Source organism: Flavobacterium denitrificans DSM 15936 (assembly GCF_000425445.1).
GTDB classification, from domain to species: domain Bacteria; phylum Bacteroidota; class Bacteroidia; order Flavobacteriales; family Flavobacteriaceae; genus Flavobacterium; species Flavobacterium denitrificans.
Genome location: NZ_AUDL01000004.1, coordinates 355,226 through 370,158, shown reverse-complemented (window position 1 = coordinate 370,158; position 14,933 = coordinate 355,226). Strand labels below are relative to the sequence as shown.

Below are 14,933 nucleotides of genomic sequence, written 5' to 3'. Positions count from 1 at the left end.
GAAAGAGCTGTCATTTTTGACGGCTCTTTTTTTTATTAATCCAATTTCCATCCAAACGTTGTTTGGAAAACATAATCATCTTTTGATGCTCCGGCTGTCGGTTTGTTGTCGTAATTGTAAACAAAGGAAAGTTTAATAAAAAAGTCTAAAGGCAAATCGTATTTTGTATCCAATGAAAAATCTGTACGAACCCTTTTGCTTTCTGTAATACTCGGAAAAACAGTTGCTTTTGTCTGAATGCTGAAATCGCCAATGTCATACAGATTGAAATCCGTTCCAATAAAAAGCTCTAAACTTTTGTTAGGCTCGCTGGTATCTTTGAATTTTTCGTGGTTAAAAGACAAGCCAGATGCAACTCCCCAATATCTTTTATTGCTATGCATTAGATATTTTCCATAACCTGCTTTTGAAATGACTCGCAAATCAATATCTTGTTCTGTATTTGACAAAGTACTTACTGATAATGGTATGAAATAATCTTTTGGGAGCAAATGAACGTAGCTCAATTCAGAATCAATCCTGCGAATAGGCTCGCTGTCATCTTGAATCGATTGCAGATGTTTGTACATTGCCGTGCCGTACCATCTTTTAGCCGTGTAGCCTAAGTTTACGTTTGCTGTTAATTGTTGCAGGTTTTGTGCTTTGGTCAATTTTATTCCCACATCAAAGCTAGCATCGAGGCGGTCCCAAAAACTGTCGTCAACAGGTTTTATGTAAACAATGTCAGAGAGGTCGATTATAGATTTAGTCTGCGTTTCGACATTTGTAATTTCGCATTTATTAGGCGCTTTGATTCTAGAAATTTTCCCATTCATTAAAACGCCATTGATCAGGCTTATAATATGGATTCTTGATGAGCCAATATTTTTTACATGTTTCCACTCCAGTTTAAAATCATCTTTGCTGTAATCGGTTTCAATTTGAATGACGCCCTTGTTCATTATTTTGATTTCACCAACAAGAATATCATTGTTTTTCAATACTAATGTATCTGAGGTTTGCGCACTGGCTTTAAAGAAAAATAAAAGAAAAAATAAAAATATGATTTTCTTCATAAAAAGTCTTATTTCTTTGGATTTCAGCTTGTAAGCTTAAAGTTAGAAATAAAAATGTAACAAGAGGCAGAATTATAAAAAAATCCCATTTTCAAATAAATGAAAATGGGATTTTTAAGGTTGGTTATTGTATTTTGGTTTAATTTGTTTTGAATTTCCAAACTTGGCCAACAGTTTCTCCTCCTTTATTGTCTTTTACAACAACTCTCCAGAAATACTGTTTTGCTGGTTCTATGGTAACATCAAGCGTATTGGTTGCTTTGTTTTCGCTTACCTTAGCAGTCGGTGGATTTGCCGTTCCAAAGTAAACATCATAAGTCAGCGCGTCTGCTGTATCAACGTCAGAGGCAGTCCATTTTAGCGTTGCCGTTGTGGTGCTTAAAGCTGCATTAATAATTGGCTGTACTAATTCTGGAGCAAAAGGCAAATGATTTACAACAGCATCTCCAGCAGTATAAAATTTGAAAGTAGCAGAGAAGGCACTCGCCAATCCTTTAGCGTCAGTCGCTTTTATTCTCCAGTAATAAGCAGTGTTTTTGCTCAATACAAAAGATGCTGCGTTATCTGCGCCATCAAAAGTTTTCTCGATTTGAGCAAACGAATTGTCTTTTGCCACCTGAATTTGATAGGTAATGGCATCATTTTCTGTATCTGTAGCTTTGTTCCATTGAAAAGAAACAGTATTGTCTAAACATAATTTATTATCAACCGGACCAACTAATGTTGGAACGGTTGGAGCTGTGTTTGCTGTTGGCGGAGGAGTGGGATCTGGATCATCAGAGCCACCACCGCAAGAAATAAAAACTATGCTGATTATTGATAGATATATAAAATTCTTCATCTTTATTTTTTTATGATTTTAATGAATTCAGGAGTTTCAAAATAGATTTTTGCCGCATAAATTCCTGAAGGTTGATTTTCAAGACTCAACTGTACCTTTCCATTTTCAATACTGTAGTTTTTAGCCGAAACCAATTGACCTCCGAAGTTGTACAATTCGATTGTTACTTCTTTATCTTGTGTTGGGATTTCAATTTCAAAACTTCCAGATGTAGGATTTGGATATGCTGCTAATGTTCCGAAAAGATCCAATGTTGCGATTTTTTTAGAATAAACTCCCTCGCAGGCTTTTGATGTCATGACTTCTAATAAAGCGCCTTTTTCTAGATCTAAAGAGAAATTAGAATCATTTGTTTCAAATTGTGCTTGACCATCAATAAATACGGTGAAAGGTGCAGTTCCTTCTGTAATTTCAACATCCACTTTTTTAGCACTTACACTAGATTTTCCAGTAATAGTTGCTCCTTTTTGAATTGTTACATTAAAACTTTGCTCGAAAATTTCGCCAGGAATTGTAACTGTAATTGTATAATTTCCTGGAGTTAGTGCAGCAACTTTTAAGGCATTATTAGTAAACGCAGTTGCTTTTCCGTTTATAGTTGCCACATATGCAAATGTTTGTTTTGCAGTAATGCTTATTTCACCATTATTTTGACCAAGGCAAGATTCCCCTTTGGTTTCAATCGCAAAATTGTTTGTAGGCAAAGTAAGTTCGCCCGTACATTCTGTATTGTACTTCGCAATTGCATCTTTTCCAAACCAATTGCTATTAGAATATACAACATCATCAACAAGAATACAGTATAATTTCGAGTTACCACGGACATCAAAGTAAGTAGAATTTATTAATGTATTTTTTCCATTTTTTAAATTCAGACTTGTTAACTGATTGCCGTTCAGATTTAAGTTTGTTATTGCTGGATTTTGAGATAAATCTAGTGTCGTCAACTTATTATCTGAGAATAATAAAAATTTCAAAGCTGTATTTTTAGAAAGATCAATCGTTGCAATTTTGTTAGATCGCAATTCTACTGTACCAAGTAACGTATTGTTGCTAACGTCTAAGCTTTCTAATTTGTTTGTATTTGCAAACAATGATGATAATAAAGTATTTTTAGAAAGATCTATACTTGTCAGTTGATTTTCGGTAATTGTTAAGGCAGCTAACTTTGTATTTTGTGAAACATCTAAAGACGTTAAAAGATTATTTGAAACTGTCACACTAGTTAAATTGACATTTTTAGTTAAATCTAAAACAGTTAATTTATTATTATTAGCTGACATTGTCAGCAAAGCTGTGTTTTTTGAAAGATCTAATGTTGACAGCTGATTATTATAAACAGACAAACTTGTGATATTGCTATTAGCTGAAAGATCAATTGTTGTTAAAGCATTATTAGAAAAATTCAATGACTTTAATTTGCTGTTTTTTGAAAGATCTAATGAAGTTAATTTATTATTTGAACAATCAAGGGTTATTAAATTTACGTTTTTAGAAACATCCAAAGTGGTTAACGCAGCAGAATAACAGAATAAAGTTTCTAATGCAGTGAAATCTTGAATACCTGTTAAATCAGCTACCTTCAAGGTAGTGTCATTTAGATTCAGATAAGTTATGTTTGAAATGCTTTCTGTTTTTACTTTTCCGTTTTCACCATCTTTATCGATGTTTCTGGCAATTAATAATTTTTCAAAATTTGGATCAGGAATCAAGGTGTATTGATAATTTGTTTCGCATACAGTTGTCGAATACGTTGCTGTTGCATCTTTGGCAATCCATTTGTCTTTTGAGAAATCGGCATCATCTACCTGAATGCAAAGTAAATTTGGATTTTTTGTCAAGTTTCCAAAAATCATATTTTGCATATTTGCATTATTTCCGTTTTTCAAATTCAGGCTGTACAAATCGTTACCAGCACAATCAAATTCTTTAAGAATCGTATTTTTTGAAACATCTAAAGCTTTCAATTTATTGAAGCTTGAACTAAGATTTGTAAGGTTTGTATTTTTTGAAACATCTAAAATTAAAATCTCATTATTGCTGCAATTTAAATTGCTTACAGACAGATTTTTTGAAATATCTAAAGCGTTCAGTTTATTATTGCTAACATTTAAGTTTGTCAAATAAGTGTTTTTTGCAATGTTTACTGTCGTTAGCAAATTGTTGCTTGCGTTTAAAGTAGTTAACAAATTAAAATCCTGAATTCCGGTTAAATCGGCAATATTACTTTTTGATACATCTAAAGTTGTCAAAGTTGCAATGCTCATTGTGGCAACCTTTCCGTTTTTGCCATCCTTATCAATTTGAAGATCGATTAATTTATCCTCAAATTTTGAGTCAGGAATTAAAGTGTAAGGAACAACAATCGGACAAGCTTCTAACGAAAAAGTAGCTGTGGCATCTTTTTTAGTGCTCCAGTTTTTATTAGAATAATCTACATCATCAACCTGAATGCAAGTTAAATCAGGGTTAACCGTAGCATTAATATCTGTCAATAAAGTATTCTTACCATTTTTTATATTCAGGTTTACTAATTTATTATTATAAACTACAATATCGCTTAGTTTTGTGTTTTTAGAAAGATCAAGTGTTCTAATGAAATTATTATGACAGTACACCACAGTCAATTCTGTATTTTTAGATAGTTCTAAAACGCTTAATTTGTTTTGTGGAGTATATAACTGTTTTAAAGCCGTATTGCTTGAAACATCAAGAGTTGTTATTTGATTCTTCTCTATGTTCAAATAAGTCAAAGCCGTATTTTTCTGCACATCGATATTGGTTAATAAGTTGTAAAATACATTTACAGTGGTTAAGGCAAGATTTGTAGAAAGATTTATGTTTTTTATCTGATTAGCAGAAGCTTGTAAGCCAGTTAATGCTGTATTACTAGACAAATTAAGGCTAGTAAGTGAGTTGTATGAAACATCTAAAGATTCTAATACAAAGTTTTCAGATAAATCAATATTCGTTAGTTGGTTTCTATATATAGTCAAATCTTTTAGAAGCGGGTTTTGAGACAGATTTATAGTAGATAATTGGTTGTTATGAACATACAATGCTGAAAGTTTTGGGTTTGCATCAACATTTAACGATGTTAGTTTATTTCCTGGTGCAGATAAAGTAGTTAAAGCGGTGTTAAGTGAAACATCTAAAGATGTTAAATTATTAGTTCCACAGTTTAAATTTTTTAATTTCAGGTTTTTTGTCACATCCAGTGCGGTCAATTTTCCTCCAGAGCAGGTTAAGGTTTCAAGATCGGTAAAATCCTGAATACCAGTTAAGTCGCTAATGATGTATTTTGAATTATAAGTATTTATTTGTTTTACTTTCGAAATACTTTCTGTTCTTACTTTACCATTTTGACCATCGATGTCAATTCCTAATGCGATTAATACATTTTCAAAATTAGGATCAGGGATTAGAGTATATTGATAGTTTTTGTCACAAGCCGTAGACGAATAAGTTGCCGTAGCATCTTTTGCGATCCATTTATCGTTAGAAAAAGCAGCATCGTCAACTTCGATACAAAGTAAATTTGGATTTTGTGTGAAATTTCCAAAAATTATATTTTGCATATTTACATTGTTGCCATTCTTTACATTTAGATTATACAAATCGTTTCCAGCGCAATCCAATTCTTTCAGACTTTTGTTTGCAGAAACATCCAAATATTGGATTTTGTTGAAACTAGCACTTAAGTTCGTTAAAGCAGTTATTTTAGTAAGATCTAAAGCAAGAATTGCGTTAGAACTACAGTTTAAATTATTTAATAATGTGTTGTTAGAAACATCTAAAATAGTAAGTTGATTTTTGCTTACATTTAATTTTGTCAAAGCACGATTTTTTGACAGATTAATTGTTTTCAGCTGATTGTTGTTGCATTCTAATGAAGTTAGTGAAACGAAATCTTCAATTCCTGTTAAGTCACTTATAGTGCTGTTTGAAATATTTAAATTAGTCAGATAGGCAATACTTTCGGTAGCAACTTTTCCATTTTTTCCATCTTTATCAATTTGAAGCGCGATTAATTTATCTTCAAAGTTAGCATCAGGAATTAGGGTAAAAGGTTCTACAACAGGGCAAGCTGTAGCAGAAAAAATGGCTCCTGCATCTTTTTTGGTTGCCCAATTTGCATTGGAAAAATTAACATCATCAACCAGAATACATTTTAACTCAGGGTTGTCGCTAAATCTTAAGCCACCATTTTGACCACCAAACTGAATGTTTTTTCCATTTTTAAGATTCAGATTTATTAATCTGTTATTATTACCCAATGCTTCAACTAATTTTGTGTTTTGAGAAAGATCCAGTGTTCGGATTTGATTTTCAAAACACCATAATTGAACTAATGAAGTGTTTTTCGTAAGATCTAAAGACACCAACACATTCGAATGTAAAAACAATGTACTTATTTTTGTGTTGAATGAAAGATCAATAGTTGGCAATAAATTATTTCCAGCGTCTAAATAGTTTATCGCTGTATTTTTTGAAAGGTCAATTGTGGTTAATTGATTATTGTCAAAAGCTAAATAAGTTAGAGCAGTATTTTGAGAAACATCAAGAGTTGTTAATTGATTTCCTCCAACTCTCAAAGTGGTTAATTTTGGGTTTTTAGTAACATCAACTGTCTTTAAATTATTACTGTATGCTCTTAATTCTGTTAAAGAGGTAAAATCTTTAATTCCTGTAATATCAGAAATTGAACTTGAAGAAATATCCAAATAGGTAATTCCTGAAATGCTTTCTGTTTTTACTTTTCCATTTAATCCATCTGTGTCGATCTTCAACGCAATCAGTTTTTCTTCAAATTTCGGATCCGGAATAAGCGTATAAACTGTACAGTCAAGATTAAAACTTGCTATTGCATCCTTAGTAACGGTCCAGTTTGAAGTTGCAGCGACATTAGCAACCTGAATACAAGTTAAGGAAGGGTTTGTTGCTACATTTAAAGTATTTAAGGCAGCATTTTTAGAAACGTCTAGTGATTTCAGCGTGTTATTAGATGCATTTAAATTGGTCAAAGAAGTAAAGTCCTGAATTCCTGTTAAATCAGTGATAGAACCACTTGAAACATCTAATGAAGTAAGGGTGTTAATGTTGGATGTTAAAACAACACCATTTAGACCATCTTTGTCAATTTGAAGCGTTATTAACTTCAGTTCGAATTTTGTATCTGGAATTTTTGTGTATAATCCACAATCTATTATAGAAAAGAAAGCAATATTACCTTTAAGCGAAGACCAATTTGTTTTTGAATACGTAACATCGTCTACCTGTATACAAAATAAATCTGGATTTTTTAGAAATGATGAATAACAAGGTACTGATACATCTCCAGAAAAAGAACGATATACAAGGGTTGATGTTGCTACAAAATTAGTATTGTTTCCATTCTTTAAATTTAATCTGTTTAATTTATTAGAATCACAGTTTAGAAAAATTAAAGCATTATTGCTGCTAAGATCTAATACTGCTATTTCATTAGAAAAGCAGCTTAATTTTTTTAGAAATTTATTTTTACTTACGTCTAAAGCTGTTAGCTTATTAGTATTAGCAAATACGGTTTCTAAAGCGGTATTTGATGATAAGTCTAAAGCGGTTAAAGTATTTCCACTACATTCTAAAAATTTAAGAGCAGTATTTTTTGTTAAATCAAGACTTGTTAAGCTAAGATTTTGAACATTAAGTTCTAACAAATTGGTATTTTGAGAAAGATCCAATGATGAAATGGTATTAGTTAGATTACCACTATTCCCAATTTGCAGATATTGAAGAGCTGTGTTTGCAGATACATTAAGATTTGCTAACGCATTACTTTTACAATCAAGAAATGTCAAATTCGTATTTTTAACTAAGTCTAAAGTTTTTATAGAATTGTTCGAGCAATCCAACAAAGTCAAAGCTGTATTATTGCTTATATCTAGATCAGTTAGTTTGTTCCCTTTACAATTTAGAGCAGTAAGATTTTTAAAATCGGCAATTCCTGTTAAATTAGTAATGTTCGAACTGGATACATCGAGCGTTTTTATAGTATTGATGTTGATTGTTGGTACTTGGCCATCAGTCGTTCCTGAATCAAGACCCAAAGCAATTAATTTTTTTTCAAATTCGATATCTGGAATACGCGTAAATTGTTCTGTTCCTTGAACATAAACCTGAACATCATCAATCAAAACATCGTAAGCGGCGCTATCAAAACTAAAAGTAGAAATGGATAAATTGTACGACAGGTCAGAATCTGCTGTAAAAGTAGTTGCTTTCTCGGTCCATAAATTATTGGTCGCAAAAGTACTGCTAGACAAAGTGCTTGCACTTCCGTTTTGAGAAATATTCAAAGCAATAGGATGATCTCCGCTATAATTATTACTAACATATTTGTACTTGTACTTTACAGTATAAGTAACCCCTGCTTTCATAGGAACAAGCGCACTAATTTTAGGAGATGTAGTCGTATAAGACAATTTTGCGCTATATTGAGAAGAGGTATAGTCATAATAGGAATTAACATTATTCGCTACAGTCCAATTTTGGATCAACCCGTTTACTGCATAAAAATCAGCGTTAGGAACCAGGTTAATTTGAGCATAAATAGAAAAATTTGCTAAAAACAGCAACAAAAGTAGTTTTGTTTTCATAGAAGGAATTTAAAATTTTGTCGTCGCAATTATAGTTGATTTAAAACGAAATTCCTTACGGAAAACCGTAACAGACGTTATTTTTAGTTAAAAAGATTAATGTAAAACGGATGTTAAATAAAAAGCTCCATTCTCAACTAACTGAAAATGGAGCTTTTACTCAGGACGCTATTTGTTATTCTACAACAATTTTCTTTGCTGAAGATGCATCTTGATTAATCAAGTACAGATAATAAATTCCTCTTGGCAATCCAGATAAATCAATTTGGTTATTATTATCTGAACATTTAAGTTAATCAGTTTTGTGTTTTGAGAAAGATTAATAGAGGTTAAGCTATTCTTAGTACAATATAAACTTTCTAAAGAAACAAAAGCTTCAATACCTGTCAAATCAGTAATTGAACTATTTTCAATACTTAGATAGGTTAAATTATAGATTTTGGATGTCAGTACTTGTCCATCAGTAGCGCCTGAATCGATTCCAAGTGCGATTAATTTTTTCTCAAAATTAATATCAGGGATCGCTGTATACTGAGCATAAATAGAAAAGTTTGCTAATAAAAGCAACAAAAGTAGTTTTCTCTTCATAAAAATAAGTTTATAGATAAGGTCGCGCAATTATATGTAATTTCTTCGGAGATTACTTACGGAAAACCATAACGGCACGATTTCAGAAATTTCAAAAAATAAAACAGCTATAATTATTTATAAGATTTTTTTTAAGTATTTGATACAAAGCGCCTTTTATTAACTTTCTGTTTCCTTAAAGTAAATTTAAATAATCATAACACAGTGTTAATCGTTAGCTTTTTGTAACAAAAAATCATAATTTAGGCCCATCTTTTAACTTTGACATTAAATTAAGATTACATGAATAGCATTAAACCGATTAAATTATCTGCTTTTGCCCTACTAGTTTTGGCAGGCTGCGGTACGACTATACAAGCACAATCTGCTGCTTCTAAAGAATTCATCAAGGCACCTTTAGCTGTTGTTAAAAAAGCGCCAGTTACTGAAAATGAATTGAAAAGATGGAGTCATCTTGATTTAGTAAAAGACTCTATTCCGGGAATGAGTGTTGACAGAGCTTATGCAGAATTACTGCAAGGGAAAAAAGGTGTAAAAGTAATCGTAGGAATTGTAGATTCTGGTATTGATATCGAGCACGAAGATTTGAAAGGAATGATTTGGACAAATCCAAAAGAAATTCCGGGCAATGGAATCGACGATGATAAAAACGGATTCATTGATGATATTCATGGATGGAATTTCCTTGGCGATGCCGTGCATGAAAATCTTGAAATGACACGTATTGTCAAAAAAGCCGATGATGGTTCAGCTCAATATAAAGCCGCTTTAGCTCAATATAACGAGAAATACGAAGAAGCTTTACAAAATAAGCAACAAGTTGATTTTTTATTGGAAGTTCATAAAACCATTCAAAAAGAACTTAACAAAAAAACGTATAAAATTGAGGACTTAAACACTTTAACTTCTACAGATCCAAAAGTAGCGAGATCTAAAATGGTTATGACTCAAATTTTTACAAATGCAGGCCCTACTTTTGATCCTGAGGCTGACTTTGAGGAATACAGAGCGCAAGTTTATGATGAGCTAAACTATAATTTGAATAAGGAATACGACGGAAGAAAAATCGTAGGCGATAATCCAGATGATATCAAAAACACTCGTTACGGAAACAATGTCGTGTACGGTCCTGACAAAGAAAAAGCATTGCACGGAACTCACGTTGCCGGAATTATTGCGCAAGTTCGTGGCAATAATTTAGGAGGAGACGGTGTTGCTAATAATGTTGAAATCTTGACGGTAAGAGCAGTGCCTGATGGAGATGAATATGATAAAGATATTGCATTGGCAATTCGATATGCAGTTGACAATGGAGCAAAAGTAATCAACGGAAGTTTTGGAAAAAGCTATTCACCGCATAAAGACTGGGTTTACGATGCGTTAAGTTATGCAGCCAAAAAAGATGTTCTAATTGTACATGCAGCAGGTAATGACGGTTATAATATTGATGAAACTAAAAACATCAATTACCCAAATGATTCTAAAGACAACGTAAAAGAGTTCACCAATAATGTAATCACGATTGGTGCAATCAACAAAGAATACGGCGAAAATGTAGTAGCAGGATTTTCTAATTTCGGAAAAATAAATGTAGACGTTTTTGCTCCGGGCGAAGAAATCTACGCGACGGTTCCAAACAACAAATACAAATATTTGCAAGGAACTTCTATGGCATCTCCAAACGCAGCAGGTGTAGCAGCGTTGATTCGTTCGTATTATCCAAAATTGAAGGCTACTCAGGTGAAGCAAATTTTAATGGATTCAGGAGTTGCGCTTCCTTCAAAAGTAGTTTTGGGTAAAAATCCAAATCTAGATGAAAAACCAAAAGCAGTTTCTTCAGCAGAATCTTCAAAAACGGCTAAAATGGTAAATGCTTACAATGCATTGCTCATGGCTGAAAAAATGTCTAAAAAATAATAAAATAAAAAATACTAATCCGACGGAAGAGTGGCAGCTCTTCCATTTTTACTAAAATAACCATGCGAAAAATAATACTATTATCCTTTCTGAGTTTGGGTTTAAACTCTGCTTTTGCACAAAGCGCTCCTTATTGGCAGCAGCACGTTGATTATAAAATGGAAGTATCGATGGACGTAAAAACCTATCAATACAAAGGAAAACAAGAATTAGTTTATACTAATAATTCTCCTGATACTTTAAGAAAAGTTTTTTATCACTTATTCCCAAATGCATTTCAGCCAGGAAGCGAAATGGATGCTCGCCTGCATTCTATAAAAGATCCAGATGCAAGAATGGTTAATAAAGTAAAAGATGCAGAAGGAAAAGAAGTAAAACAAAGCCGAATTGAAACTTTAAAGCCAAATGAAATTGGTTTCTTAAAAGTTGCTAATTTCAAGCAAGATGGAGTTGCTGCTCAAACAAGACTTTCATCTACAATTTTAGAAGTGACTTTGGCAAAGCCAATCTTGCCAGGCGCAAAAACTACTTTTACATTAGATTTTGATGGTCAAGTTCCGGTTCAAATTCGTCGTTCTGGACGAAATAACAAAGAAGGTGTAGAACTTTCAATGTCACAATGGTATCCAAAATTAGCCGAATTTGATTTTGAAGGATGGCACGCAGATCCATATATCGCGAGAGAATTTCACGGTGTTTGGGGAGATTTTGACGTAAAAATCACGATTGATAAAGATTATACAATTGGAGGTTCAGGATATTTGCAGGATAAAAACTCAATCGGACATGGTTATGAAGACACTGGCGTAACAGTAACTTATCCTAAAAAAACAAAAACTTTGACATGGCATTTCATCGCGCCAAATGTTCATGATTTTACTTGGGCAGCTGATAAAGCTTACACGCATGATATTGTAAAAGGACCAAACGATGTTGATTTGCATTTCTTCTACAAAAATGACGAAAAAACAACTGCAAACTGGAAACAACTTGAGCCTTTAATGGTAAAAGTAATGGACTATTACAACAACAGAGTTGGTGCATATCCTTATAAACAATATTCATTTATTCAAGGTGGCGACGGCGGAATGGAGTATGCAATGTGTACTTTGATGCTGGGAAGCGGTACACTTGAAGGAATTCTAGGAACTGCAACACACGAATTAGGACACTCTTGGTTCCAACATATTTTGGCTTCAAACGAATCAAAACATCCTTGGATGGACGAAGGTTTTACAACTTATATTGAAGACAGCGCTTTGAACGAATTAAAAGGAGACAAAAAAGAAGCAAATCCGTTTAAAGGAAATTATAATGCTTATTACAGTTTAGTAAATTCTGGAAAAGAACAACCACAAACAACTCACGGTGACCGTTATGATGAAAACCGTCCGTACAGTATTTCATCTTATGTAAAAGGAAGTATTTTCCTTTCGCAATTGGAATATGTAATTGGAAAAGAAAACGTTGACAAAACTTTAAAAAGATATTACAACGATTTTAAATTCAAACATCCAACTCCAAACGACATCAAAAGATCAGCAGAAAGAGTTTCTGGAGCTGAATTAGATTGGTATTTAGTAGATTGGGCACAAACAGCAAACACAATTGATTACGGAATTGCAGCTGTTGCTGATAATGCTGGAAAAACAACAGTTACTTTAGAGAGAATTGGAAGAATGCCAATGCCAATCGACTTAAAAGTGGATTATACAGATGGAACTTCTGAAACATTCTACATTCCATTGAGAATGATGAATTTCATTAAACCTAATCCAAATCCAAATGAGAAAAGAACAGTTTTAGAGGACTGGGCTTGGGCACAATCAAACTACAGTTTTTCAATTGATAAAAACAAAAATGCAATCAAAAAAATCACGATCGATCCAAGCGGATTAATGGCAGACGTGAAACAAACAAATAATGTTTTTGAAGTGAAGTAATCTTTCAAAAAAGAATAAAAAGAAAGTCCCGTTTAAATTAATAAACGGGACTTTTTTTGTTTTAAAATGTATAAATACAACTAATTATCACATCATTTCTTAAAGTTGTGTCTTTAATTATGAGAGGTTTAAATGCTAATCGATTGTTTACATTAAATTGTGATAAAGAAGCATCAATATTGGCATCAATAATATTTAAAGCATAAAAACCAACAGCACATAATAAAGATAAATCACTATTTCGTTTAAATTGTTTTTGCGCTGACATCAATTGGGATTCACTTAATCTCGATAAATATTCTGAATCGCTTTTATTTCCAGCAAGTCGATTTTTATATTCGTCTCTGTAAATATTGTATTGCTTTTGATTGTCAATATAAAAATACATGCTTGTGCCAATTGCTCCATAAACTAATGGAACTTTCCAATATTTTTTATTATAAATTTGACCAAGTCCGGGTAGCACTGCAGAATAAAAAGTTGCTTTGGCTGGACGCAATGGATCAAGAATTTGAGAAGCAAGAGAATCTTTTAATTTACTATTTGATGGAGCTTGGGCAAATAAGATTGAAGTGGTGAAAAAGAGAATAAAGATGTATTGAATCATTTAATTTGAAAGTTTTTTCCTTCAAATATAAGTTTTATTTTAAATAAAAAAGCATTTCTAAAAATCTAGAAATGCTTTAATTTTTTTATTGGAAATATCTCAAAATATTTAACTCAAATGCTCAATCATATCTTTTGTCATAGTTTCCAAATCAAACTTATGATTCCAGTTCCAGTCTTCTCTTGCAGAACTGTCGTCAATACTTGCTGGCCAGCTGTCTGCAATTTTCTGGCGGAAATCTGGATTATAAGTGATTTCAAATTCAGGAATATGTTTTTTGATTTCGGCCGCAATCTCAGTTGGAGTAAAACTCATTGCAGCCAAATTGTATGACGAATGAATTTTGATTTCTTCAGCCGGAGCTTTCATGATGTTGATGGTTGCATCGATTGCATCATCCATATACATCATCGGCATTTTGGTTTCAGAAGATAAAAAGCATTCGTATTTTTTATCGGCGATAGCCTTATAGAAAATGTCTACGGCATAATCAGTAGTTCCGCCGCCCGGAGGAGTCGACCAGCTGATCAAACCCGGATAACGAATACTGCGAACATCAACGCCATAAATATTATGGTAGTATTCGCACCATCTTTCTCCAGCTTGTTTACTAATTCCGTAAACTGTTGAAGGTTCCATTACGGTATATTGCGGTGTATTTTCTTTTGGAGTCGTTGGTCCAAAAACAGCAATACTTGAAGGCCAGAAAATCTTTTTGATTTTTTTTGCTTTCGCCAAATTTAAAACGTGAAAAAGAGAATTCATATTCAAATCCCATGCAAAAGCAGGATTTTTTTCAGCTGTTGCTGATAAAAGCGCTGCCATCAAATAAACATCCGTAATTTGATGTACTTCTACTAAATGTTCAATTTGGTTAAAATCTAAAGCATTGACCACTTCAAAAGGTCCTGAATTAACAACATCAGTATTTAATTTTCGGATATCAGAAGCAATAACATTTTCTGTTCCGTACAGCTTGCGTAATTTTTGGGTCAATTCGGTTCCAATTTGACCGCAGGCGCCAATGATCAATATTTTCGGATTCATCTGTGTGAGTTTTAGAGAGACAAATATAACGTTTTCGCAATTACGTACGTTTTTTAGAATCATAAATTATAAATTCAATAATGAAAAAGTTTGTTTGTTGGATAATTCTCTTTTTCAGAGGTGTGTCTTTGTGTCTGCAGGAGTGTGCCCTTGTGCCTTTGAAAAATTGGCAGAAAAGTTTATTTCTCTTGTTTAAATCGTAAAAAGAAAATCATTTTAATTCAGTCAATTCGATCTAACTTTCTTAACCTTAAAAAATAAATGCAAAACCTTAGCGCCTCTGCGCCTTTGCGTGCA

At 32.7% G+C, this 14,933-nt stretch carries 9 protein-coding genes; 2 read left to right on the top strand and 7 right to left on the bottom strand.

Annotation, left to right across the window (positions count from 1 at the left end):
• Positions 1-35 precede the first annotated feature (35 nt).
• The 5 genes from H600_RS0101605 to H600_RS23150 all read right to left on the bottom strand — a co-directional run bounded on the left by H600_RS0101605 (position 36) and on the right by H600_RS23150 (position 9,122).
• Positions 36-1,055: a DUF481 domain-containing protein gene (locus tag H600_RS0101605; protein ID WP_026727145.1), complete on the bottom strand. Its 1,020-nt coding sequence runs from the start codon at positions 1,053-1,055 to the stop codon at positions 36-38.
• Between the two features lie 139 nt (positions 1,056-1,194).
• Entirely contained in the window at positions 1,195-1,896 is a 702-nt protein-coding gene (locus tag H600_RS0101600) for a fibronectin type III domain-containing protein (RefSeq protein ID WP_026727144.1), read from the bottom strand.
• Between the two features lie 2 nt (positions 1,897-1,898).
• Complete coding sequence (locus H600_RS22455; protein ID WP_051234344.1) at positions 1,899-8,534, bottom strand: T9SS type A sorting domain-containing protein; 6,636 nt, start codon at positions 8,532-8,534, stop codon at positions 1,899-1,901.
• A 175-nt stretch (positions 8,535-8,709) separates the two neighbouring features.
• Positions 8,710-8,784 (bottom strand): hypothetical protein, encoded by a 75-nt coding sequence (locus H600_RS23275; protein ID WP_425337359.1) that lies wholly within the window; start codon positions 8,782-8,784, stop codon positions 8,710-8,712.
• The gene (locus H600_RS23150) at positions 8,754-9,122 is read right to left on the bottom strand and encodes a leucine-rich repeat domain-containing protein (RefSeq protein WP_026727143.1); all 369 of its coding nucleotides are present in this window, start codon (positions 9,120-9,122) and stop codon (positions 8,754-8,756) included. The genes H600_RS23275 and H600_RS23150 overlap by 31 nt, the downstream gene beginning before the upstream one ends.
• Positions 9,123-9,404: 282 nt before the next feature.
• Here H600_RS23150 and H600_RS0101580 point away from each other — a divergent pair, with 282 nt between their 5' ends.
• Both H600_RS0101580 and H600_RS0101575 read left to right on the top strand, forming a co-directional pair.
• Complete coding sequence (locus H600_RS0101580) at positions 9,405-11,039, top strand: S8 family peptidase (protein ID WP_026727142.1); 1,635 nt, start codon at positions 9,405-9,407, stop codon at positions 11,037-11,039.
• Between the two features lie 62 nt (positions 11,040-11,101).
• The gene (locus H600_RS0101575) at positions 11,102-12,982 is read left to right on the top strand and encodes a M1 family metallopeptidase (protein WP_026727141.1); all 1,881 of its coding nucleotides are present in this window, start codon (positions 11,102-11,104) and stop codon (positions 12,980-12,982) included.
• A gap of 61 nt (positions 12,983-13,043) precedes the next feature.
• On the opposite strand, the gene H600_RS0101570 is transcribed toward H600_RS0101575, so the two are convergent.
• Together H600_RS0101570 and H600_RS0101565 are read right to left on the bottom strand one after the other, a co-directional pair.
• Positions 13,044-13,589 carry a DUF5683 domain-containing protein gene (locus H600_RS0101570; protein ID WP_035108244.1) on the bottom strand — a complete coding sequence of 182 codons (546 nt, stop codon included), beginning with the start codon at positions 13,587-13,589 and terminating at the stop codon, positions 13,044-13,046.
• Between the two features lie 108 nt (positions 13,590-13,697).
• Positions 13,698-14,636 carry an L-threonine 3-dehydrogenase gene (locus H600_RS0101565; protein ID WP_026727139.1) on the bottom strand — a complete coding sequence of 313 codons (939 nt, stop codon included), beginning with the start codon at positions 14,634-14,636 and terminating at the stop codon, positions 13,698-13,700.
• Between the last annotated feature and the right edge of the window lie 297 nt (positions 14,637-14,933).

Bases quoted from the DNA above. Each gene is read 5' to 3' on its own strand.
- H600_RS0101580 (WP_026727142.1), top strand. From the start codon at position 9,405: ATGAATAGCATTAAACCGATTAAATTATCTGCTTTTGCCCTACTAGTT.
- H600_RS0101600 (WP_026727144.1), bottom strand. From the start codon at position 1,896: ATGAAGAATTTTATATATCTATCAATAATCAGCATAGTTTTTATTTCT.
- H600_RS0101605 (WP_026727145.1), bottom strand. From the start codon at position 1,055: ATGAAGAAAATCATATTTTTATTTTTTCTTTTATTTTTCTTTAAAGCC.
- H600_RS0101575 (WP_026727141.1), top strand. From the start codon at position 11,102: ATGCGAAAAATAATACTATTATCCTTTCTGAGTTTGGGTTTAAACTCT.
- H600_RS23150 (WP_026727143.1), bottom strand. From the start codon at position 9,122: ATGAAGAGAAAACTACTTTTGTTGCTTTTATTAGCAAACTTTTCTATT.
- H600_RS22455 (WP_051234344.1), bottom strand. From the start codon at position 8,534: ATGAAAACAAAACTACTTTTGTTGCTGTTTTTAGCAAATTTTTCTATT.
- H600_RS0101570 (WP_035108244.1), bottom strand. From the start codon at position 13,589: ATGATTCAATACATCTTTATTCTCTTTTTCACCACTTCAATCTTATTT.
- H600_RS0101565 (WP_026727139.1), bottom strand. From the start codon at position 14,636: ATGAATCCGAAAATATTGATCATTGGCGCCTGCGGTCAAATTGGAACC.